General features: G+C 46.9%; 24 protein-coding genes and 1 pseudogene. 11 read left to right on the top strand and 14 right to left on the bottom strand.

Going from position 1 to position 20,766, the window contains the following annotated elements; genetic code table 11:
- Positions 1-73: 73 nt before the first annotated feature.
- The 11 genes from mgtE to MJO46_RS08730 form a co-directional block, all read right to left on the bottom strand.
- Entirely contained in the window at positions 74-1,438 is a 1,365-nt protein-coding gene (mgtE, locus tag MJO46_RS08780; RefSeq protein WP_253988984.1) for a magnesium transporter, read from the bottom strand.
- 217 nt (positions 1,439-1,655) lie between these two features.
- Complete coding sequence (locus tag MJO46_RS08775; protein ID WP_253988983.1) at positions 1,656-1,931, bottom strand: HPr family phosphocarrier protein; 276 nt, start codon at positions 1,929-1,931, stop codon at positions 1,656-1,658.
- Entirely contained in the window at positions 1,918-2,772 is an 855-nt protein-coding gene (rapZ, locus tag MJO46_RS08770; protein ID WP_253988982.1) for an RNase adapter RapZ, read from the bottom strand. The genes MJO46_RS08775 and rapZ overlap by 14 nt, the downstream gene beginning before the upstream one ends.
- Positions 2,769-3,212, bottom strand: coding sequence for a PTS IIA-like nitrogen regulatory protein PtsN (ptsN, locus tag MJO46_RS08765; RefSeq protein ID WP_198781139.1), 444 nt, complete (start codon positions 3,210-3,212; stop codon positions 2,769-2,771). The genes rapZ and ptsN overlap by 4 nt, the downstream gene beginning before the upstream one ends.
- Positions 3,213-3,214: 2 nt before the next feature.
- Positions 3,215-3,502, bottom strand: a complete 288-nt coding sequence (gene hpf / locus MJO46_RS08760) for a ribosome hibernation promoting factor (RefSeq protein ID WP_007650503.1) — start codon at positions 3,500-3,502, stop codon at positions 3,215-3,217.
- A 28-nt stretch (positions 3,503-3,530) separates the two neighbouring features.
- Positions 3,531-5,006 (bottom strand): RNA polymerase factor sigma-54, encoded by a 1,476-nt coding sequence (locus tag MJO46_RS08755; RefSeq protein WP_253988981.1) that lies wholly within the window; start codon positions 5,004-5,006, stop codon positions 3,531-3,533.
- A 107-nt stretch (positions 5,007-5,113) separates the two neighbouring features.
- On the bottom strand, positions 5,114-5,845 hold the full coding sequence (gene lptB, locus MJO46_RS08750; RefSeq protein ID WP_198781137.1) for an LPS export ABC transporter ATP-binding protein: 732 nt from the start codon (positions 5,843-5,845) through the stop codon (positions 5,114-5,116).
- The gene (lptA, locus tag MJO46_RS08745; RefSeq protein WP_253988980.1) at positions 5,842-6,399 is read right to left on the bottom strand and encodes a lipopolysaccharide transport periplasmic protein LptA; all 558 of its coding nucleotides are present in this window, start codon (positions 6,397-6,399) and stop codon (positions 5,842-5,844) included. Before lptA ends, lptB begins: the two co-directional genes overlap by 4 nt.
- A complete protein-coding gene (gene lptC, locus MJO46_RS08740; protein ID WP_198781135.1) occupies positions 6,386-6,946 on the bottom strand; it encodes an LPS export ABC transporter periplasmic protein LptC in 561 nt (186 codons plus the stop codon). Before lptC ends, lptA begins: the two co-directional genes overlap by 14 nt.
- Complete coding sequence (gene kdsC / locus MJO46_RS08735) at positions 6,943-7,494, bottom strand: 3-deoxy-manno-octulosonate-8-phosphatase KdsC (RefSeq protein WP_253988979.1); 552 nt, start codon at positions 7,492-7,494, stop codon at positions 6,943-6,945. The genes lptC and kdsC overlap by 4 nt, the downstream gene beginning before the upstream one ends.
- On the bottom strand, positions 7,494-8,471 hold the full coding sequence (locus tag MJO46_RS08730; RefSeq protein ID WP_198781133.1) for a KpsF/GutQ family sugar-phosphate isomerase: 978 nt from the start codon (positions 8,469-8,471) through the stop codon (positions 7,494-7,496). Before MJO46_RS08730 ends, kdsC begins: the two co-directional genes overlap by 1 nt.
- Before the next feature lie 458 nt (positions 8,472-8,929).
- On the opposite strand from MJO46_RS08730, the gene mlaF reads away from it, so the two are divergent.
- Genes mlaF through murA form a run of 7 tightly spaced genes read left to right on the top strand, consistent with a single transcriptional unit; the run spans position 8,930 to position 13,560 of the window.
- Positions 8,930-9,748 (top strand): phospholipid ABC transporter ATP-binding protein MlaF, encoded by an 819-nt coding sequence (gene mlaF / locus MJO46_RS08725; protein ID WP_253988978.1) that lies wholly within the window; start codon positions 8,930-8,932, stop codon positions 9,746-9,748.
- Positions 9,745-10,530, top strand: a complete 786-nt coding sequence (gene mlaE / locus MJO46_RS08720) for a lipid asymmetry maintenance ABC transporter permease subunit MlaE (protein ID WP_253988977.1) — start codon at positions 9,745-9,747, stop codon at positions 10,528-10,530. Before mlaF ends, mlaE begins: the two co-directional genes overlap by 4 nt.
- Positions 10,531-10,586: 56 nt before the next feature.
- Positions 10,587-11,060: an outer membrane lipid asymmetry maintenance protein MlaD gene (gene mlaD, locus MJO46_RS08715; RefSeq protein ID WP_253988976.1), complete on the top strand. Its 474-nt coding sequence runs from the start codon at positions 10,587-10,589 to the stop codon at positions 11,058-11,060.
- 11 nt (positions 11,061-11,071) lie between these two features.
- Positions 11,072-11,725 carry a phospholipid-binding protein MlaC gene (locus tag MJO46_RS08710; protein ID WP_253988975.1) on the top strand — a complete coding sequence of 218 codons (654 nt, stop codon included), beginning with the start codon at positions 11,072-11,074 and terminating at the stop codon, positions 11,723-11,725.
- A 5-nt stretch (positions 11,726-11,730) separates the two neighbouring features.
- Positions 11,731-12,015: a lipid asymmetry maintenance protein MlaB gene (locus MJO46_RS08705; RefSeq protein WP_198781128.1), complete on the top strand. Its 285-nt coding sequence runs from the start codon at positions 11,731-11,733 to the stop codon at positions 12,013-12,015.
- Between the two features lie 18 nt (positions 12,016-12,033).
- Complete coding sequence (locus MJO46_RS08700) at positions 12,034-12,291, top strand: BolA family protein (protein ID WP_007650477.1); 258 nt, start codon at positions 12,034-12,036, stop codon at positions 12,289-12,291.
- Positions 12,292-12,300: 9 nt separating this feature from the next.
- Positions 12,301-13,560, top strand: a complete 1,260-nt coding sequence (gene murA, locus MJO46_RS08695) for a UDP-N-acetylglucosamine 1-carboxyvinyltransferase (protein WP_253988974.1) — start codon at positions 12,301-12,303, stop codon at positions 13,558-13,560.
- Between the two features lie 242 nt (positions 13,561-13,802).
- Here murA and MJO46_RS08690 read toward each other — a convergent pair whose 3' ends face one another.
- Positions 13,803-14,312, bottom strand: a complete 510-nt coding sequence (locus tag MJO46_RS08690) for a hypothetical protein (RefSeq protein WP_253988973.1) — start codon at positions 14,310-14,312, stop codon at positions 13,803-13,805.
- Positions 14,313-14,505: 193 nt separating this feature from the next.
- On the opposite strand from MJO46_RS08690, the gene MJO46_RS08685 reads away from it, so the two are divergent.
- Together MJO46_RS08685 and MJO46_RS08680 are read left to right on the top strand one after the other, a co-directional pair.
- Positions 14,506-15,396, top strand: coding sequence for a site-specific integrase (locus tag MJO46_RS08685; protein ID WP_253987748.1), 891 nt, complete (start codon positions 14,506-14,508; stop codon positions 15,394-15,396).
- Positions 15,393-16,478 carry an IS91 family transposase gene (locus MJO46_RS08680; protein ID WP_253987747.1) on the top strand — a complete coding sequence of 362 codons (1,086 nt, stop codon included), beginning with the start codon at positions 15,393-15,395 and terminating at the stop codon, positions 16,476-16,478. The genes MJO46_RS08685 and MJO46_RS08680 overlap by 4 nt, the downstream gene beginning before the upstream one ends.
- 278 nt (positions 16,479-16,756) lie before the next feature.
- Here MJO46_RS08680 and MJO46_RS08675 read toward each other — a convergent pair whose 3' ends face one another.
- A complete protein-coding gene (locus MJO46_RS08675; protein ID WP_089066613.1) occupies positions 16,757-17,077 on the bottom strand; it encodes a hypothetical protein in 321 nt (106 codons plus the stop codon).
- A 734-nt stretch (positions 17,078-17,811) separates the two neighbouring features.
- Between MJO46_RS08675 and MJO46_RS08670 the strand changes: the two genes are divergently transcribed.
- Together MJO46_RS08670 and MJO46_RS08665 are read left to right on the top strand one after the other, a co-directional pair.
- Complete coding sequence (locus tag MJO46_RS08670) at positions 17,812-18,816, top strand: isopenicillin N synthase family oxygenase (protein WP_253988972.1); 1,005 nt, start codon at positions 17,812-17,814, stop codon at positions 18,814-18,816.
- A gap of 18 nt (positions 18,817-18,834) precedes the next feature.
- Entirely contained in the window at positions 18,835-19,995 is a 1,161-nt protein-coding gene (locus MJO46_RS08665) for a PLP-dependent aspartate aminotransferase family protein (protein WP_253988971.1), read from the top strand.
- 384 nt (positions 19,996-20,379) lie between these two features.
- On the opposite strand, the pseudogene MJO46_RS08660 reads toward MJO46_RS08665, so the two are convergent.
- Positions 20,380-20,766 (bottom strand): annotated as a pseudogene (locus MJO46_RS08660) (hypothetical protein); the annotation flags it as partial.

Below are 20,766 nucleotides of genomic sequence, written 5' to 3'. Positions count from 1 at the left end.
ATCAGTGCATCAGTGCATCAGTGCATCAGTGCATCAGTGCATCAGTGCATTAGTGCATTAGTGCATTAGTGCATCAATTCATCAGGTACAGCGTTGCTAAACCGAGGAAGGCGAATAAGCCGATCACATCGGTGACTGTGGTGAGTACCATGCCGCCAGCGAGTGCAGGATCGATTTTAAGTCGTTTTAATATTAATGGAATACTCGCGCCTGCAAGCCCAGCAATGGTCATATTGATCAGCATGGCACCACCGATCAGGCTGGCGAGTGCTAAGTCATCCTTCCAGAAGAGTACCGCGATAAATACCAGAATCGACCACATCAAACCATTGAGGAAACCAATGGCGAGTTCTTTGCCGATCAGCCAGCGGGCGTTACTTTGGCCTATATGCCCAAGGGCAATACCGCGGATAACGAGTGCGAGGGTTTGATTGCCTGCCACACCACCCATGCTTGGAACTATGGTCATTAAAATCGCGATGGTGGCAAATTGCTCGATTGTTCCCTCAAACATATTACTGACCGAAGCGGCGAGCAGGGCGGCGAACAGATTAATCGTCAACCAGAGTGAGCGGCGAAAGGTACTTTTAAGCACTGGGGCGAAGGTGTCCTCGTCGTCGTCCATCCCCGCCATTCCCATCATGGAATGCTCGGCATCTTCACGGATCACATCGACCACGTCGTCAATAGTGATACGCCCGAGTAACTTGCCCTCGCTATCCACCACGGGCGCAGAAACCCAGTCATGGCGTTCGAACAACTGCGCGACTTCACTGTCGGGCATGTTAACGGGAATACTCTCGATATCCGTGTCGATAATGCTGCTGATATGGGTGTTGGGATCGCAGGTAAGCAGATCGGCAAGCCTAACACCGCCGAGCACTTTGTCCTGTTTATTGACGACATATAAGGTATCTGTGGTATCGGGCAGACTGCCACGTTGGCGCAGATAACGCAGTACAACGTCGATATTGACATCGGGCCTGAGCGTCACAGTATCTGTGTTCATTAGGCTGCCCGCGGTTTCATCCGGGTAAGACAGTGCTTGTTCAACACGCTGACGATTTTGCTGGCTCATGGATTGCAACACTTGCTTATACACAGTGTCTGGCAAACTGCGCAGAATATAGGCGAGATCGTCAGTGTCCATGCTGGCGGTCGCCTTAGCGACTCGTTCTGGGCTCATGGCGCTGATCAAGGGATCTTTTAGTTCTTCGCTCAACTCATCGAGAATATCGCCTAACAGTTCTTGGTCAATCAGTTGCCACAGCACTTGCCTCGCCTTTGGGGGCGAAGATTCGAGGATAAGGGCGATATCGGAAGGGGCCATGTTTTGCAGCATTTGCCGCACATGGACAAACATACCGCTACTCAGAGCTTGACTCAGTTGGTCGAGGCGTTGCCCTACTTGATGGCTGTCAGAAGCTTCTACGGGCATTTATCCTCCATTGCATTGTGAACCTGTGGCCTACCAGTTTTGGAACTTCAACCATGTTGAGCAGATATCTGGTAAAAGAACAAAAGTATCATATTGTAATTGAGCGGGATGGATAAGGTCGAGTGACAAATGAAGTTGGTGAGAATTGATTTCAACTCATTGAAATAAAAAATGAAATGTAAGCTAAGATATTACTAGTAACCCCTAAATTCTAGGGTTAGCAAGCTTCGTCAAACTTAGCGTCAATGAGCGCACAAATGGCATCGAGGGCGGGCGCGGCATCTGGGCCTTCGGCAATCAGCTTAATGGTTTTGCCCTTACCGGTTTCGAGCATCAATAAACCCAGTACACTGGCGGCTGAGGCCTGTTTATCACCTTGGATTAACGTGATAGTCGCATCAAACTCCGATGCCAGCACCACCAATTTAGTGGCGGCGCGGGCGTGTAAACCGAGTTTATTGCAAATGGTGACTTGGCGCTCAAGCTTTGGCATGGCTCAACTCTCGATGACGCGCATTCACTTTATGTTTGCCATTGCTAAAACGTTTGGCGAGCTGCTCGGCGACATAAACCGACCTGTGTTGTCCACCCGTACAGCCGATCGCTATGGTCAGATAGCTACGGTTATTACGCTCTAAGTGGGGTAACCAAGTTTCGAGTAAGTTCTCGATTTGCCAGATGAATTTATTGACCAGTGGCTGGCGATTTAAAAACTCGGCGACGGGTTCATCTAAGCCAGTGAGGGGGCGCAGTTCCGGTTCCCAATGGGGATTTGGCAGAAAGCGCACATCGAACATAAAGTCGGCTTCGGTGGGCATGCCGTGCTTAAAACCAAAGGACTCGAAGTTGATCACTAATTCCTTATCGACACTGCCGAGCAAAATCTGCCTGACCTGATCGCTTAACTCATAGATATTCAAGTTCGATGTATCTATGTAGTGATCCATTTGCTGCGATAGGGGTTCGAGCAGTTTGCCTTCAAGCTTAATGGCTTCTTGCAGTGAAACACGGCTCTTAGATAAAGGATGTAAGCGGCGGGTCTCGCTATAGCGTTTAAGCAGTATCTTATCGCTAGAATTGAGGAAGAAGCTGGTTAGCTCCGTGCCCTCGGGAAGATTGGCAAGCTGTTTAACCAGCACTTTATCTTGCTCAGGCAGGTTACGCACGTCGACACTGATGGCGACGAGATCGTTACTGCCCTTGAGCTGTTCAAGCAGGCTGCCAATCAAAGGCAAGGGGAGATTATCAACACAATAGTAGCCGAGATCTTCAAGCACTCTTAGTGCGACAGATTTGCCTGAGCCCGAGCGCCCTGACACTATGACCAGTTTCATCCAGTGATTACCTGATAGAGTTCCGTTTCATCATGCGTCTTGCGCAATTGTTTCAATACTTGTTTGTCGCTGAGCTTTTCGGCCATACAGGACAAAGTGCTTAAATGCTGCTGACATTGATCCGCAGGTACGAGCAATGCAAATAAAATATCGACAGGTTGCTTATCGATAGCATCGAAGGCTATCGGCTCCTCACATTTTACGAGTATCGCAATGGGTTGTGTTATATCGGTTAATCGACCATGTGGAATGGCGATACCGTTACCTATACCTGTGCTCCCCATCTTTTCGCGCGCCACAAGGCTTTCGAATATCTCTTGAGATGAGAGGGTAGGGTACTGGGCAGCGGCTAAGTCACTGATGAGTTCCAGTACCTTTTTCTTACTGCCCGGAGTGGCGCAGGTAGTGCACTCCGGCCGCAGTATGGTACAAAGTTCCATGGTTAGTGTTTTGTTAACTTCTCTTTGTGTTTAATAACCTGACGGTCAAGTTTGTCTATCAGGACGTCTATGGCAGCATACATGTCTGCATGCTCTGAAGTTGCAAAAACTTCACCACCGGTGAGGTTAATTCTCGCTTCGGCAATTTGTTGCATTTTCTCAACATTGAGCACAACGTGCACATTATTGATCTGTTCGAAATGACGTTCAAGTTTTGAAAACTTTTCCTCTACATATGCCCGTAACGATTCAGTAATCTCTATATGGTGTCCACTTAGGTTTATTTGCATAGAAACGTCCTCCGATATCCACTGTAGGCTATAAACTTTTACGCTGATTAGAAGGGGGAATAAGCATAGCTTCTCGATACTTCGCAATGGTTCTGCGGGCTACGTTTATCCCCTGTTCTGCCAGAAGTTGTGCCATCTTGCTGTCGCTTAATGGTTTTTTCTGGTTTTCCGCGGCAACCAGTTTCTTGATGAAGGCCCTGATTGCGGTGGATGAGCACTCGCCGCCATCGTCAGTCCCGACATGGCTTGAGAAGAAGTATTTTAGTTCAAAAAGTCCCTTAGGGGTATGCATGTATTTTTGGGTGGTCACCCGAGAAATGGTGGACTCATGCATTTCAACGGCTTCGGCAATATCATTGAGTACCATTGGCTTCATCGCTTCTTCACCGTATTCGAAGAAACCTTGCTGATATTGGACGATACAGTTCGCCACCTTGAGCAGGGTCTCGTTACGGCTCTCTAAGCTCTTGATAAACCATTTAGCCTCTTGCAGATGGCCGCGGATAAACTGGCTATCGGCTTGGCTCTTAGTGCTGCGTGCCATAGCTGCATATTGCTGATTGACATTGATTTTTGGCATGCAGTCTGGGTTTAGCTCCACCACCCAACGGCCATTTTTCTTTGATACTGACACATCGGGGATGACATATTCTTCATCCACTGGGGTGATCAATAAACCCGGACGAGGGTTGAGCGTCTGGATCAGGGCAATGCCGTCCCTTAATTCATCTTCTTTGAGTCTTGTCTTACGCATTAACAGTCTAAAATCACGGGCGGCGATCAGATCTAAATGATCTCTGATCAACATGCGGGCATTTTCGAGATGCGGTGTATCGGGCGAAAAATGGGATAGCTGGATAAGCAGACATTCGCTTAAATCCCTCGCGGCCACGCCAACGGGGTCGAAGTGTTGAATGCGTTTAAGCACGGCCTCTACTTCATCTAGTTCAATTTCTGGATTGCCCATGGCTTCGAGAATATCTTCGGTGCTTTGGGTGAGATAACCTTGATCGTCGATGGCATCAATAATGGCGGTGGCGATCGCTAAATCGGTTTCAGAAAAGGGCGTGAGGTTCTTTTGCCATTCTAAATGTTCGTATAGGCCTTCGCTGGTTTCACCTTGGAAGGGCATATCGTCTTCACGACTGCCACCTGGACCCGAGTTCGGTGAAGCGGTAAAGACTTCATCCCAAGTGGTATCCATGGGGAGTTCGTCCGGCATAGATTCTTTAGTCAAAGATTCCGCCGTGTCGACCGTGGAGCTATCCTGTTCGGGCGGCAGAGTGCTGGACTCGCTGAAATCGGTATCGGCTAGGGTCTGGTTGCGTTCGCTAGGTGCGTCAAATTGTTCCTCTTCCAGCTCGAGAAGGGGATTAGAGTCTAAGGCTTGCTGGATCTCTTGCTGCAGTTCTAATGACGACAGTTGCAACAGACGAATGGCCTGCTGTAATTGTGGCGTCATAGTTAACTGTTGACCCAGTTTGAGCTGGAGTGACGCTTTCATGTTACCGCTGATCCCTAGGTTATTATTTTAGAATGAGGTCGCTTGTTATCATTATGAAGGGAGCCGGATGATGTTAAATTTAATGGTCATTGGCTCCATTTCAGTAACTATAGCCTGAATTGTTCACCTAAGTACACAGCCCTAACTTGCTGATTGTCTAAGATCTCTGCGGGTGTGCCTTCGGCGATCAGGTTTCCGTGACTCACGATATAGGCATGTTCACATACATCTAATGTTTCGCGCACATTGTGGTCGGTGATCAAGACACCCAGCCCACGGCTCTTAAGTTGCTCGATAATTTTTTTAATATCGATAACTGAAATAGGGTCTACGCCGGCAAAGGGTTCATCGAGCAAAATAAACTTAGGGTTGGCGGCTAATGCGCGGGCAATTTCGACGCGGCGACGTTCGCCGCCCGATAAGGACATGCCCTGGCTATCGCGAATATGGGTGATATGGAACTCTTCGAGCAAGTGTTCCAATTCTTCCTCGCGCTGCTCAGCTTTTAGCTCTTTACGGGTTTGCAGTACCGCCATGATATTGTCGTGCACTGTGAGTTTACGAAAGATGCTGGCTTCCTGTGGCAGGTAACCAATCCCTTTACGGGCACGCAGGTGCATTGGGTCGGCGGTTAAATCGTCATCGTCGATAAAGATATGGCCCTTATCGCTTTTAACTAGCCCGACAACCATGTAGAAAGTGGTTGTTTTGCCGGCACCATTCGGGCCGAGTAGGCCAACGACCTGACCCGTTTTGACCGTTAGGCTGACATCCTTAACGACTTGGCGGCTCTTATAGCTCTTCGCCAGATTTTGTGCTCTTAGGGTGATCTGGGTCATTTAGAATCCTGCTGTTTCTTCACAGGTTTATCCGCCGGGGTTTCTGGCTTGGCATCATCTTGATAGCTTTCGGGCTGGATGATAGTGATCACTCGATCATTGCCGCTGCCCGTGCTTTCGGCGATCAGTTTTTGCTGGGTGATGTTGTAACGGATGAGATTTCCCGTCACTTGGCTACCCGCTTGATCTAGGGAAGCAGAACCCGTCAGCGTTAGGGTGCGAGTCGCCATTTCGTAGCGAATTTCTTTCGCGCTGGCGGAGGCGGGGCGACCATCGTCTAAAATTTGGGTATAAGTTGCAGGATTACCCGTAGCCACCAAAATTTTACTGTTTTCACCCTCTGCCGAAAATGCGCGCAGCTGTTGTGCATTGATTTTAATCGAGCCTTGGGTGACCTCTACCGGGCCAAAGAAGATGATTTGGTTGTTTTTAATATCCGCGGTTTGGCTCACAGCCTTGATTTTCACTTCCTGCTTTAGATCATCCACTTTTGCGAAGGCGCCCATGCTGATTATTAGCATTAGGCTGGCAAGTAATACGTTATTTTGCTTCATAGGTTCCTACTACCTGACTGGTCAATTGCACTTCCTGCGCGTTTAGGTCGGCATAAAGGCCTTGCCCTTGAATGTGAAAATCTTTCCCTGTGACATAAATGATACGGTCCGAGGTCATTATCATAGTATTGAGATCGAGTTCCAGAAAACTGGTGGACAGGGTCTGTATCGGCTCCTGCGAGTTAATGGCATCGATAATAACATTATTTTCTAATACAACCTTGCCAGTATTTTTATTGAGCCGGCCTTGATCTGCCCTGACCTGCCATTGTGCTTTACCTTGGTCGGGGTAGACAAGGTATACGGGTTGCGTGAAGAAGGTTTGGTTTTTTAGCTCATAGTGCTCCATGTGCTTCGCCGTGACACGGCTATTCACTTGGCCCTGATCGTTAAATTCAACACTGTGTAGGTCTTCGATAATGTAATCGGGTCTATCAGTGTTGCTCAAACTGCCATCCGTATCACCCCCACGCTTTTGTTGCACTTGCCAATAGAGGATAAGTGCGGTGCCAAAAAAGGCGATGATGGCGAGGGTCACACGACTCATATACTCATCCCGTGTGCCGTGGTGAACTTATTCTGGCTAAGTAACAGCAAGTCGGTTAATTCCCTGAGTGCGCCGTGACCGCCATTGAGGTTGGTGACAAAATGGGCGTGTTGACGTACGTAGGGATGACCATCGGCGACGCTGACGGCTAGGCCCACCAGATTCATCACTGGCAAATCGACAATATCATCACCTATATAGGCAACTTCTTCAGGTGAGATATTATAGAGTGATAACAGTTCTTCATAGGGGGCTAGTTTATTATCAACTCCTTGATAAATATGAGTAACGCCCAGCGCTGTCATACGGTTTTCAACAATTTTAGATTGACGCCCCGTGATCACGGCTATGTTGAAACCGCTGGTCAACAGTGAGCGCACGCCGTAACCATCACGGGTATGAAAGGCTTTGAGTTCTTCCCCCGAGTTACTTAAATAAATGCGTCCATCGGAAAACACGCCATCGACATCACAGATGAGCAGTTTAATCTTTTGTGCCCTTTGCCAAACATCATCGCTGATGGGGCCGTAAAATCCTTGTTGTGGCATTAAATCACTCCCGCTTTAACCATGTCGAGCATGTTGAGTGCACCGATTGGATGGTGGTCTTTGTCTATCACTATCAGGCCGTTGATATTTTTCGAATCCATCACTTGCAGTGCTTGTGCCGCGAGTACGTTGTCGGTAATTGTGACACAGTTTCGGGTCATGACATCGGCAATCGGTGTGGTGCGCAGATTGACTTGTGCATCAATCACTCGGCGTAAATCACCGTCGGTGAAAATCCCGACCAACTTCTGTTGTTCATCGATAATCGCCGTCATTCCTAGGCCTTTTTTGGAGATTTCATATAGGGCTTCGGTGATGCAAATATCGTGATTAACCAGTGGTAAGTCGTCACCACGGTGCATCACATCGCTGACTTTTAACAACAATTTGCGCCCCAGCGCGCCACCCGGATGGGACATGGCAAAATCTTCCCGGGTAAAGCCTTTGGCCTGAAGCAGGGCTATAGCGATAGCATCACCCATCACTAAGGTTGCAGTGGTACTCGATGTTGGGGCAAGCCCGAGTGGGCAGGCTTCTTCCGGCACTTCAATACATAAATGAATTTTAGCTAAGCGCGCCATATTGGAATCAGGTTTACCTGTCATGGCGATGACGGGGATGGCCTTGCGCTGGATCACTGGCATTAAGGTGAGGATTTCACTCGATTCGCCTGAATTGGAAATCGCTAAAATAATATCGTTGTCGGACAATACGCCTAAATCGCCGTGGCTGGCTTCCCCTGGATGTACAAAAAAGGCTGGCGTCCCCGTGCTGGCGAGGGTGGCGGAAATTTTATTGCCAATATGGCCGGATTTGCCCATGCCCATAACAATAACTTTGCCAGTACAGTTGAGGATCAGTTCGCACGCCTGTGCAAATTCGGCGGAATCTACGTACTGATATAGATTGTCTAGGGCCGACTTTTCAATGTCGATAACGTTGCAGCCCCACTGGCGTAGTTGTGATTGGTCTACCATGTCTATCTCTCTTCTTGCATTGTCTTTGTCGCCCCATTGATGGCTCAGAATAGCCTGTTTAGTGCCTCAATGTCTTGAGCAGTATCATCGTCTTTACCCTTTATGCCTATGAAATCATGTTTAGGGCATGTCGCCTTGCCGTGGCCTCTTCGAATATGACCGCTAGGGTTAGGTTTTGCATCCCTTGCCGCCGGTCAGGATAAAGTGCTATTTAGCGATGAATTAAACGGCGATGACCAATTTTCTAACCCACTGGAAAACATTAAGTAACATTTTACCCCGAGGGATCGGAAACTTAGCGCGCATTTTCGCTGGAAATGAGGCAAATTGAAAGTATCGTAGGACGATAGTGTCGATTCGGTTGTAGGTTAAAGCGCAATTACGTACAATTTGCGGCTCTTCGATTGGTCTGCATCGGGAAGGCGCAGATCACCTCTTTTCAAATATCGGAATCAAGCATGACTCAAGAACAAACGCCGTTGGTTGAGATCCGTCATTTGGGGTTTAGCCGTGGCCAACGTGTCATATATGAAGATATTAGCCTGTCTATTCCTAGGGGCAAAGTGACCGCCATCATGGGGCCGAGCGGTATTGGTAAAACCACATTATTAAAGTTAATCGGTGGCCAGCTCACCCCCGACCATGGGCAAGTATTGTTTGATGGTCACGATGTGCATGGCGTGAGCCGTAACGAGTTATTCGAATTACGTAAGCGCATGAGCATGTTGTTCCAAAGTGGCGCTTTATTTACCGATATCAATGTCTTCGATAACGTGGCCTTCGCTCTGCGTGAACACTCTGGCCTACCCGAAGAAATTATTCGCACTATTGTGCTGATGAAACTCGAGGCGGTCGGGCTGCGTGGGGCGGCGCAAATGATGCCTAGTGAATTATCTGGCGGCATGCAGCGCCGTGCAGCATTGGCTAGAGCTATCGCCCTTGAGCCGGAAATGGTCATGTATGATGAACCTTTCGCAGGGCAAGATCCTATATCTATGGGTGTGTTAGTAAAGCTTATCCGTGAATTATCCGATGCGCTAAACCTCACCTCGATAGTGGTTTCCCACGATGTGGACGAAGTGCTAGGGATTGCCGATTATGTCTATGTCGTTGCAGATAAGAAGGTTATCGCTCATGGGACACCTGAGCAGCTGAAATATGCGGATAACCCGCAGCTCAAACAGTTTATTCAAGGCGCCCCCGACGGCCCAGTGCCTTTCCATTATCCGGCGAAGGATTATCAGCAAGAATTGATGGCAAAAGGAGTTGGCAAGTGAAGTTATTAGACAGTATTGCCGACTTAGGTCGCGGTGCGATTGAGCTAGTGCTCGGTTTTGGCCGTGCAGGCATGATGCTTTGGGGAGCCATTTTCCGCTCGCCTAGGGTGAGAAAAGGGTTTCCATTATTGGTGCGTCAGATCTATGTGGTCGGCGTGCAATCTATGGTCATTATAGTGGTCTCGGGCCTCTTTATCGGCATGGTGCTGGCGCTGCAAGGCTACAACATCTTAGTCGGTTTTGGGACGGAGGAAAGCTTAGGGCCTATGGTGGCTTTGAGTTTGTTGCGTGAACTTGGGCCCGTGGTCACGGCATTGTTATTTGCCGGACGGGCGGGTTCGGCATTAACCGCAGAAATCGGTTTAATGAAGAGTACCGAGCAGCTCTCAAGTTTAGAAATGATGGCTATCGACCCATTAAGACAGATTATTGCGCCACGCTTTTGGGCAGGGGTGATCAGTATGCCGCTGTTAGCCTTGATGTTTACCGCTGTAGGTATCTATGGCGGCCATTTAGTGGGTGTGGAATGGAAAGGGATAGATAACGGTGCCTTCTGGTCGATTTTACAGGCATCGGTAGAATGGCAAAAAGATATAGTTAACTGCTTGATCAAGAGTGGTGTTTTTGCCGTAGTGGTCACTTGGATTGCCCTTTATCGTGGTTATCAAGTGATCCCTAATCCTGAAGGAATTAGCCGGGCAACGACATCGACCGTAGTGCAATCAAGCCTTGCGGTTTTGGCATTGGATTTTTTACTGACAGCCCTGATGTTTGGCCGCTAACGGAACACTGCGGATTTCGACACAGGTTAAATGGATTAATAGAGTGGTAACTGAGCATGTTGACACGAAAAATTGAATTATTAGTGGGTATGTTTCTCTTAACAGGTTTAGCCGCCTTCTTGGTATTGGTGTTTAACGTCGCCAATATTGAGGTGAAAACCAGTGATAGTAGCTACACCTTAACGGCCAATTTCACTAATATTGGCGGCCTTAAAGTGCGCTCTCCGGTCAAAGTGGGCGGGGTTGTGGTTGGACGGGTGAGTAATATTGACCTTGATCCTGTCAAACTGGTGGCTGTAGTGACGATTGTGATGGACAAACGTTACGATAAATTCCCAGAAACCAGTAGTTTAGCTATTTTGACTTCGGGTTTACTTGGAGAGCAATTCCTCGGGTTAACCCCTGGGTTTATGGATGACGATGTGGGCATGCTTAAGGATGGCGATAAGATTGACGATACTCGCTCAGCCTTAGTATTAGAAGACCTGATTGGTCAGTTTTTATATAGTATGGGTTCAAAGGATAAATAGGGGTTACCACTATGTTTAAAAGCTTATCTCGCTTTTTACTGCCGTTAGTGATGGTTTTTACCGCGACCAATACTATGGCGGTCGATGCCACGATTAACACTATGGATCCTTATGCCATGGTGAAAGCCGCAGCGAATAAAACCTTCGATCGTTTCCATCAAGATAAGGCTCTAATCGATGCCGACGCGGATCATCTAAAGGTGATTGTGCGCGAAGAATTAATGCCATACGTCGACTATAAATATGCCTCTTACAAAGTATTAGGTCAGTATTTGAAGGAGTCTACCGAAGATCAACGCAATCGATTCGTCACCGCCTTCGAAGGATATTTAATCACTACCTACGCACAGGCATTTACCGAATACACTAATCAGAAAGTGGAATTCTCACCCGGTGTCGATTTTAGCAACGAGAAAATTGTCGACGTCAACGTGCAGATCATCGAAGCGGGTCGTCCACCGATAAAGTTATTGTTTAAAGTGCGTCGTTTGAAGGATGACTCATGGAAAGCGTTTGATTTAGTGGCTGAAGGGGTGAGTTTGCTGTCATCTAAGCAATCTGAAATCTCTAACCTTATTCGCCAACAGGGAATTGATCCCGTGATTAAGATGCTTGAAGAGCGCACTAAAGAAAAAGTGGTTAAACAATCTAAATCAGGGAAGTAATCGCCGTGGTTGAATTTGTGCAGCAGGGCAGAGTGTGTCATCTCAAAGGACGCCTATCACAGGCGCAAGTGATAGCGCTGTGGCCGCAGAGGCAAAGTTTGCTTGAAAAACAGACGCAAGTGTTGTCTTTGTCAGAGCTTGAATATAGTGATAGCGCTGGAGTGGCTTTTTTGCTGGCCTTAGTGCGTGCCCATCACTCGCCCCTGGCACTTGACTCCGCCTCGGAGCAGCTTAAAAAACTAATTGATTTATACGATTTACAGTGCTTTTTTACCGAAGAAGCACTTTGAAAACAAGGTAATAGATTTATGGAATGCAGCTTAATAGAACAGATTTTACGTGATGCGTTAGCGCTTGATGAAGTTCACGCTAGCTCCGATGGCAGCCATTATAAAGTGATCGCCGTGGGCGAATGTTTCGATGGCATGAGCCGAGTCAAACAGCAACAAGCCATTTATGCACCGCTAACGGCACACATTGCCAGCGGTGAATTACATGCATTAACGATCAAAACTTTCACGCCGACTCAATGGAAACGCGAAAAAGTTTTCAACATGCCTAGCTAGTGAGGAAAAGTGGATAAACTAACAATTCAGGCAAGCCCTCCGCTTGCCGGTGATGTGATCATTTCTGGCGCCAAAAATGCGGCCCTGCCTATTTTGATGGCGGGCGTATTGGCCGAAACCGACTTCGTAGTTTCCAATGTGCCGAATCTGCGCGATGTGAGCACTAGCTGTAAATTATTACGCTGCTTGGGCGCCGAAGTGACCGAGCTTGGTGACGGACAGATCCGCATTTCGACCACTAATCTGAATGAGTTTTGCGCTCCCTACGATCTAGTGAAAACCATGCGCGCTTCTATCTTGATCTTAGGGCCGTTATTGGCTCGTTATGGTACCGCTGACGTTTCATTACCGGGCGGCTGCGCCATTGGCGCGCGCCCAGTGAACCTACACTTACATGGCCTCGAAATGATGGGCGCCAAGATTGAAGTGAAAGAAGGTTATATCAAGGCCCGTGTCGATGGTCGCTTAAAGGGCGCCCATATTTTCATGGACATGGTGAGTGTTGGCGCGACCGAAAACTTACTAATGGCGGCGGCATTGGCCGATGGCGAAACCGTGATTGAAAACGCGGCCCGCGAACCTGAAGTGATCGATCTCGCTAATTGCTTGATTGCCATGGGCGCAAAAATCACTGGTGTAGGCAGTGCAACCTTACGTATTCAAGGGGTTGAGCGTTTGCACGGCTGTGAGTATCGCGTGATGCCCGATCGTATCGAAACTGGTTCATTCCTGGTTGCTGCTGCGGTCACTCGTGGTCGTATTCGCTGCCTAAAAGCCGATCCAGCTTCATTAGAATCCGTTATCGCAAAACTTGAAGATGCGGGCGCTAAGATTACTACAGGTGAAGATTGGATTGAGCTGGATATGGAAGGCAAGCGTCCAAAGGCGGTGAATATCAAGACGGCGCCTTATCCCGGTTTTCCAACCGATATGCAGGCGCAGTTCTGCGTGCTCAATGCGTTAGCACAAGGTACGGCGACCATTACCGAAACCATCTTCGAAAATCGCTTTATGCATGTGCCAGAACTTATCCGTATGGGTGCTACCATGGAGCTTGAAGGCAATACCTGTATTATCCAAGGGATTGAGTCTTTAAGCGGTGCGCAGGTGATGGCCACCGATTTACGCGCGTCGGCAAGTCTAGTGATTGCGGGCCTTGTGGCCGATGGCAAGACTATCGTCGATCGTATCTATCACTTAGATCGCGGTTACGAGCATATTGAGCAGAAATTCCAAGGATTGGGCGCGCATGTAGAGCGTGTGCAATAACATTTGCTTAGAACTAGCTCCTAATAAAAAACCAGCCAAGTGCTGGTTTTTTATTGCGCGCAATTTGTTCAGCTAAAAAGCAAAGGGACAAAAGCATGTTAGATTCCCAACTCTAATTATTGAGTTTCGGATTAAAGTTTCTATGGAGATAACGCCAAGCTATGGGGCCAAAAGTGATGGCAGTTTTTTTGCGTTTTTTTGCAAAAAAGGTGACAGCATTTTGGGTCCGTATGAGCGTTTTGTTATGTTCTTTTAAGGTCATACCTTGCCTCTTCAAGAAGCTCCTTTAATGCTTCTTTGTGCTCTTCATACTCTTGTTCATAAAACTCGAATTTAGGCTCATTATAATAATCAAGTTGCTCTCGGTTTCTTAATTTTTGAAGAAGGGTAACTGCAGTTGTGGATATATAAAACGCACCAATGTCAGTAGCTTTATTTAATGATGAAGAGGCTCTTATATACTCTTGAAGTAATTCCCGTTCTCTATCTTCAGACAAACCCGTGCCTTGCCCATAATCTTCTTTATGCACTCTGAAGTATTTAATCATGTCGTATAGGGCCACAATTATTTCTTCGTATGCTTTCTCACGTCTTGTGATTTGCGATTTGTAACTCTCAAGTTTTAAATCATATTCATGCTTAACGGAAGCTTTAAGTCTTTCTAACAGCCAATTACGGCATAGATAAGTTAGAAGTGCTATTAAGCCAACGCTACTAATTGAGCTAAGTAGTGCAACTAGAATATTTTCCATATACCCTCATGAACATAACGTTTGGTTAAGGGGCCGGCTTTAGCCGGTCCCGAGTGAGCGAAGCGAACTACTTGAACCAGTTGTTGAACGAAGCCGCTTTGCGGCAGGAACAAGATAAAACCATCCTTTTGCCCCTCATCCTAAATACTTGCTAGACGCGACCTGCTTCGGTCGCAAACCTAGGAGTATCATCATGGACATTCACGAACAACAACGCTTTGATTTACTTTATGAACAACATCTTACCAACTTAACCTTGCAAGGCAAGCGGCCTGCAACCATTGATGCCTATAGCCGAGCTATACGCCGTATTGCGGCATATTTTGACTGCTGCCCCGATACCCTGACCTCCGATGATTTAAAGCGCTATTTTGCCGACTTAATTGCCTCACATTCATGGAGCACCGTCAAACTCGACCGCAACGGCTTGCAGTTTTTCTACTTTCACGTCCTCAATAAATCTTGGCAGTGGCTTAATATTGTTAAGCCTCCACAGGTGAAACACCTGCCCGATATCCTGACGCCCTGCGAAGTCGCGATAGTTATCAGCCTCACGCGTCAACTGCGTTATCAGGTTTGTTTCTTAACCCTGTACAGCATGGGATTGCGCCTTGGTGAAGCGATTTCATTGCAGGTCGGGGATATTGATGCAGGACTCATGCAGGTGCATATCCGTGATGCTAAAGGTGGCAAGGATAGACTGGTGCCTTTACCTCAACGCACCTTGTTAGCCTTACGCTATTATTGGCGCACCCACCGTCATCCTCGTTGGCTATTTCCGGGTAAAGATAATCAACCTGATTCACTCATGGACAGAGGCGGGCTCCAAAAAGCCATGAAGCAAGTCATTTCCGAGTGCAACATTCATAAAGCCATCAGTCCGCACAGTCTACGCCACAGTTATGCCACCCATTTACTGGAGCAAGGACTCGATTTGCGCTCAGTGCAAACACTGCTTGGCCATCACAGCCTGAATACCACCGCCCGTTACACGCGGCTCACTGATATCACCCGTAAAAATACCTGTGAGGCAATTAACCAACTGACCAACGACTTGGCCTTGAGGTGGGAGTGTGGGTTATGAGCCAGTTTATCAATATTTTACGCCAACATCTGGCGGATTTTCGGCGGCGTTATGCCCATCAAATCACCCCAGAAATACATGCTGCTATCCATGCCATGCTCAGCTGTCGTTGCAACACGGCGAGGGTTAGCTGCTGGGGTTGTCAAACCTGCGAGCAACAGCTTGAGTTTCCGCTCTCTTGCGGTCATCGCAGTTGCCCACAGTGTCAACACGGCACCACATGTGACTGGCTGAGTAAACAACAAGCTAAGTTATTACCGGTGAATTATTTTATGGTGACCTTTACCTTGCCGTTTGAATTAAGAGCCATAGCGAAATCGCAACCCGAGCCGTTCTATCACGCCATGTTTACCGTGGCAGCGAGTGTACTCAAAGACTTTGCCGCACGCTCCCCTAAGCTCAGTGGTGACATCGGCTTCACCGGCGTACTGCATACTCACAGTCGACGCAGAGACTACCATCCACATCTGCACTTCATTATCCCAGCAGGGAGCTACCACTCAGGCAAGCGGCAATGGCGTAAGTGTCAAACCCATTACTTATTTAACGCCTTTAATCTTGCCAAGGTGTGGCGAGCACGTTTACTGGCTTATCTGAGTGACACGCTTCAACTCACCCTACCACATCAATCCCAGTCGAAATGGGTGGTCGATTGTCAGTTCGTAGGTAAAGGCGAACCTGCACTGCAATATCTATCGCGCTACCTTTATCGGGGCGTTTTACCCGACAGCAGTATTTGTCGTCATGTCGATAATCAGGTGAGTTTTAGCTATCAAGACAGTCAGAGCCGCTGCCAACAAGTACGCAGCTTGCCCGCGGTCGAATTTCTGTGGTTGATATTACAACATGTGTTACCCAAAGGATTACGGCGAGTACGAGACTATGGCTTACTGCAAGGCAATGCCAAAAAGCTACGGCAACAAATCCAACTGATGTTGGCTGTCGCAGGAGCCACTTTCCCCGCATTACCAGAGGTCAAACGTGCCTTAGCCGTGCGCTATTGCCCTTGTTGCCATCAAGCTATGCATTTTATGAGCGTTCATATGCGTCATCGACCGACAGGCGCTAACATCACCGCTTAAAGCGAGAAGTATAAGAATAACGGGTCAATCACTCTGAATGAGGACTAGATAACGGTTTGATGAACAAGCGATAAAAATATTAGCTCGTTCGCTAAGGGCGGGTCATATCTGCACAAAAGTTTCTTTGAAAATAAGACCTTCGCCAGCACAAATTCTCAATCCGCTATTTGCATAATAAAGTGTCAACAACCAGCATCGGGCTTGTTCAACACTTGGGATAAGGTCGCGGCTATGCGCGGCCTATCCTTATTTGTTATGTGCAGAAAACAAACTTAAATTTACGTATTCCACCGCGCTAACTGAGAATTTCCCAATATAAATTCGATCTCATTTTGCGACAGTACATTTGCATCTTCAGATTCAAGCACTTTAATATCTAAATGACATCCCATATTGGCACAAAAGAACTGTACTATTTTCAATCTAAAACTAGTAAGTTCATTCACTTCTAACTCTTTGCTTGCGCTACTTAACAACTTGAGAGCATCAACTCTTATACGGACGTATTCTTCATCAACCCAATGTTCATCTGAGTCATGCTTAAAATTGTTATGACAAGCGATTTCTAGTTCATTTAATTTTTCTAAATATTTCTTCAAACTTTATTGTTCCCAAACAGACTTGTGTAGTGACAATAGTGTTTGCCCGTAAGAGCAAAATGAGACAATAAAGTTTGCCCGTAAGGGTAATAGCAAAATAACGTTTGATCGGTTTCAAACTCACTTCTTGAAAAAAAGACGTTAAGATTTAATGTACTTAAAATGAGTAATAGCATTAGCAAAGTTATGGCAACCAGATTAGTTTACACTGACCACGCATATTCTTCGCTGATATCCACTAACTCAGGCTTGCCATGGTGTTCACTCTCCGACACGCAGCAAGCCCCTCCCTGAATGCTGCCCATGGAGCGGACGGTCGTATCGCTTCCACCTGCTTAACATCGGTGTAGCCTGTTTGTTTTAAAGTAGATATGTGACTCGTTTTTTGGACAAAAGCTCGTTAGATTTTTTACTCTAATTCATTGGTTTCGGATAAATATTTGTAAGGCAAATATTTAAAGTTCGTATCAAAACCGCTGAACAAGCCATCCCTCTTCTTTGCAAGAATGGTCCTTTTGACTAGTAGCGATTCGTATAGAAATATCAATTCATCGTGCATTTAGCTGTACTTTTTTACCAAGATGCAAAGCAGTAGAAGTATAGACACCTAGATGTCTATATATCCAAATAGTCTATTATTGCCATTTAATATATTAAATAGTTATTAATTCGTTATCCATCGACTCATAAAGACATAGAATCCGGCTCAGACAATGCGTAAATGGGAGTCATTGATGGAACAATTACCGATATTGAATTTAAGTGATTGGCATGCCGGCGGACAACGTCGTAATGCTTTTATTACTAAGCTTGCCGATGCCGCCAGAAGAATAGGTTTTTTCTATCTCACAGGTCACGGTATTGAGCTTGCTAGACAGCAGCAAGTACTTCAGTTAGCGGCTGATTTCTTTGCGCTGCCCGTCGAAGATAAACTTGCGGTGAAAATGGCTAATACACCGCATTTTCGTGGTTATACCCGTTTGCAAGGTGAATTAACCTTAGGGAAACCGGATTTGCGGGAACAGTTTGATATCATGCAAGAAGAAGTGGCTAACCCTCAGCAGTCAGATGTGCCTATATGGTGGCAGCTACAGGGACCTAATCAATGGCCGTCACAATTACCACAGATGAAATCGACTTTATTGGCATGGCAACAGGATTTAGCGGATATCAGTGTCACTCTTTTGAAAGCTTTTGCTGTTGCGCTAGAGCAACCTGAAAGCGCCTTTGATGCCACGATTGAAGCGGGTCCTTATCAACATATGAAGCTTATTCGCTATCCCAGCGCGGATGGACAGACTTCAGGCCAAGGGGTAGGTGCACACAAAGATCCTGGCTATTTGACCTTAGTGCTGCAAGATAAGCAATCCGGTTTAGAGGTTCAGACTGACAACGGTTGGTTAAGCATACCGCCATTAGAAGACGCCTTTGTGGTGAATATAGGTGAATTACTTGAGTTGGCTTCAAATGGATATTTAAAGGCAACAAACCATAGGGTGACTAGCCCGCCTGCAGGGATCGAGCGCTACTCGTGCGCTTTTTTTATGGCAGCGCAGTTGAATGCGACAGTCCCTTTGTTGCCTTTGCCAAAACATCTGGCGAACCAAGCTCAAGGACCAGCAAGCGATCCATTAAATCCGCTCTTCCACCAAGTGGGTCAGAACGTATTAAAAGGGCGTTTACGCTCTCATCCCGACGTTGCTCAAGCGCATTACGCCTCATTCGCTCATGCTATTTAATGGTTATTAGGATCTATTATGCAATTTAAAACTAAATTACTTCACTCCCATCATGCCGCTGATAACTCGACGGGCGCTCTTACAACTCCTATCTATCAAAGTAGCACCTTCGCCTACGGTAGTGCTGAGGATGGTCGGGCCCGTTTTGCAGGTGAGCAACCGGGCTTTATCTACAGTCGCATGGCGAATCCGACAGTGCAGGCGCTTGAATATCAATTAGCACAACTAGAAGGGGCAGATGACGCACTCGTTGTTGCGAGTGGAATGGCGGCAATAAGCAGTATTTTCTATGCCTTAGCCAGTCAAGGTGATGAAATCGCATTTATCGACCCCGTATATGGTGGCACTGCGGCATTTTTAATCCAAACATTAACTCGCGCGGGTATTACCGTGCGCCGTTATCAAAACGATGATTATTTATTGGCAGAGATTACCGCCGAAACAAAAATTATTTTATTTGAGCCCATTACCAATCCTACTTTAAAAGTCAGTGACTACCGTAAGGTTAAGCTTGCTGCCGAAAAAGTGGGAGCTATAACCATTTGTGATAATACGTTTTTAACCCCTTATTTATTCAAACCGCTGGAACATGGCATTGATATCGTGATGCACAGTGCCACTAAGTATTTAAGTGGCCATGGCGATTTGATCGCGGGAGTTGTCGCTGGACCAAAGGCATTAATGCAACCTATTCGTACTATAGCACTTAAACATATCGGCGCCGCGATTGGGCCACAGGAAGCCTATTTATTACAGCGCGGTTTACGTACCTTAGCACTCAGAATGGATGCACATCTTGCGGGTGCGGCTAAGGTCGCCACTTTTCTTTCAATTCATCCGAGCGTTGCAAAAGTCTATTACCCAGGGCTAGCAGAGGATCAAGGTCATCAAGTTCTGAGTGAAACAATCAACGCCTTTGGCGGTATGGTGAGTATTGAGCTTGAAGGGGGCTTTAATCAAGCCGCACAGTTTTTAGATCGCTTAAATTTATTTACGCAAGCGGTCAGTTTAGGTGACTTAGAAAGCCTTGCCTGTCACCCTGCAAGTACCACCCATGCCGCTATGGATGCTGCAAGCCGGCTAGCTTCAGGGGTGAATGACAACCTGATTAGATTGAGCATTGGCGTCGAAGATCCTCAAGATTTGATTGACGATCTTGAACAAGCCTTAGTGTTTTAAGGGTGTCCAATAGGATACGCTGTGGGAGAGCAATAAAGTCTCTTCCTGTGTATTAAAGTATCATACTAAAATGGCGGCGATAACACCGGTACGCTGCCATTTCTAAATCGAAAATGCCCCAAAGCAGGACAGTTGAGCTACGCGCATTACGCATTAATTGTCATTGCTTCCCCAGTGACACGCCGTGAATATATCCATATAGGCTCGACGGCGACATCCATGTCGCCAACGGTCACTGGTGCAACAATGCCAATCCTCACTAACCCTTTCGCTGTTCGTTCAGCTAAAAAGGTATTGCCCCATTATGAGTCAGTGGGGGCCAGGCTGTTGAAACTAGTGGTCTTAAGAAGCCCAAATTTTAGTAATGTATAAATCTGTTAGTACCTAAATATACGGCGCTAATGATCGACAAATGAGTTGTCCAAGTTTGGCGATTCCATTAAGACGTTTTTCATCAAGCTCAAAACAGACCGCAAGACGTAAACAGTGATTCAGTTGTTTGTTACCAGAGCATAATGGTCCGGGCATACACAGTAATTTTTCGTCTAATGCCTGATGGAAGAAGGATAAACTGTCAAAGGCATTGGGAAGTTCTATCCATAGAATAAATCCGCATTGAGGCTGACTGATACGAGTACCTATGGGAAAGTGTTCAGCGATGCATGCTCTGACGGTCTCGATTTGAGAGTGATAAAGTCGCTTGAGTTGACGCATGTGCAAATCATAACTGCCATTTTCAAGGAACAACCCTAACGTCTCAGTGAGCAGGGC

It is taken from the genome of Shewanella sp. KJ2020, assembly GCF_024197625.1.
Lineage (GTDB): Bacteria > Pseudomonadota > Gammaproteobacteria > Enterobacterales > Shewanellaceae > Shewanella.
This window is presented reverse-complemented; position numbering and strand designations above follow the sequence as displayed.

Bases quoted from the DNA above. Each gene is read 5' to 3' on its own strand.
- ptsN (WP_198781139.1), bottom strand. From the start codon at position 3,212: ATGGAACTTTGTACCATACTGCGGCCGGAGTGCACTACCTGCGCCACT.
- lptB (WP_198781137.1), bottom strand. From the start codon at position 5,845: ATGACCCAGATCACCCTAAGAGCACAAAATCTGGCGAAGAGCTATAAG.
- mlaF (WP_253988978.1), top strand. From the start codon at position 8,930: ATGACTCAAGAACAAACGCCGTTGGTTGAGATCCGTCATTTGGGGTTT.
- MJO46_RS08710 (WP_253988975.1), top strand. From the start codon at position 11,072: ATGTTTAAAAGCTTATCTCGCTTTTTACTGCCGTTAGTGATGGTTTTT.
- MJO46_RS08700 (WP_007650477.1), top strand. From the start codon at position 12,034: ATGGAATGCAGCTTAATAGAACAGATTTTACGTGATGCGTTAGCGCTT.
- MJO46_RS08665 (WP_253988971.1), top strand. From the start codon at position 18,835: ATGCAATTTAAAACTAAATTACTTCACTCCCATCATGCCGCTGATAAC.
- MJO46_RS08685 (WP_253987748.1), top strand. From the start codon at position 14,506: ATGGACATTCACGAACAACAACGCTTTGATTTACTTTATGAACAACAT.
- lptA (WP_253988980.1), bottom strand. From the start codon at position 6,399: ATGAAGCAAAATAACGTATTACTTGCCAGCCTAATGCTAATAATCAGC.
- mgtE (WP_253988984.1), bottom strand. From the start codon at position 1,438: ATGCCCGTAGAAGCTTCTGACAGCCATCAAGTAGGGCAACGCCTCGAC.
- lptC (WP_198781135.1), bottom strand. From the start codon at position 6,946: ATGAGTCGTGTGACCCTCGCCATCATCGCCTTTTTTGGCACCGCACTT.
- MJO46_RS08775 (WP_253988983.1), bottom strand. From the start codon at position 1,931: ATGCCAAAGCTTGAGCGCCAAGTCACCATTTGCAATAAACTCGGTTTA.
- kdsC (WP_253988979.1), bottom strand. From the start codon at position 7,494: ATGCCACAACAAGGATTTTACGGCCCCATCAGCGATGATGTTTGGCAA.
- hpf (WP_007650503.1), bottom strand. From the start codon at position 3,502: ATGCAAATAAACCTAAGTGGACACCATATAGAGATTACTGAATCGTTA.
- rapZ (WP_253988982.1), bottom strand. From the start codon at position 2,772: ATGAAACTGGTCATAGTGTCAGGGCGCTCGGGCTCAGGCAAATCTGTC.
- MJO46_RS08690 (WP_253988973.1), bottom strand. From the start codon at position 14,312: ATGGAAAATATTCTAGTTGCACTACTTAGCTCAATTAGTAGCGTTGGC.
- mlaD (WP_253988976.1), top strand. From the start codon at position 10,587: ATGTTGACACGAAAAATTGAATTATTAGTGGGTATGTTTCTCTTAACA.
- MJO46_RS08680 (WP_253987747.1), top strand. From the start codon at position 15,393: ATGAGCCAGTTTATCAATATTTTACGCCAACATCTGGCGGATTTTCGG.
- MJO46_RS08670 (WP_253988972.1), top strand. From the start codon at position 17,812: ATGGAACAATTACCGATATTGAATTTAAGTGATTGGCATGCCGGCGGA.
- MJO46_RS08755 (WP_253988981.1), bottom strand. From the start codon at position 5,006: ATGAAAGCGTCACTCCAGCTCAAACTGGGTCAACAGTTAACTATGACG.
- MJO46_RS08730 (WP_198781133.1), bottom strand. From the start codon at position 8,471: ATGGTAGACCAATCACAACTACGCCAGTGGGGCTGCAACGTTATCGAC.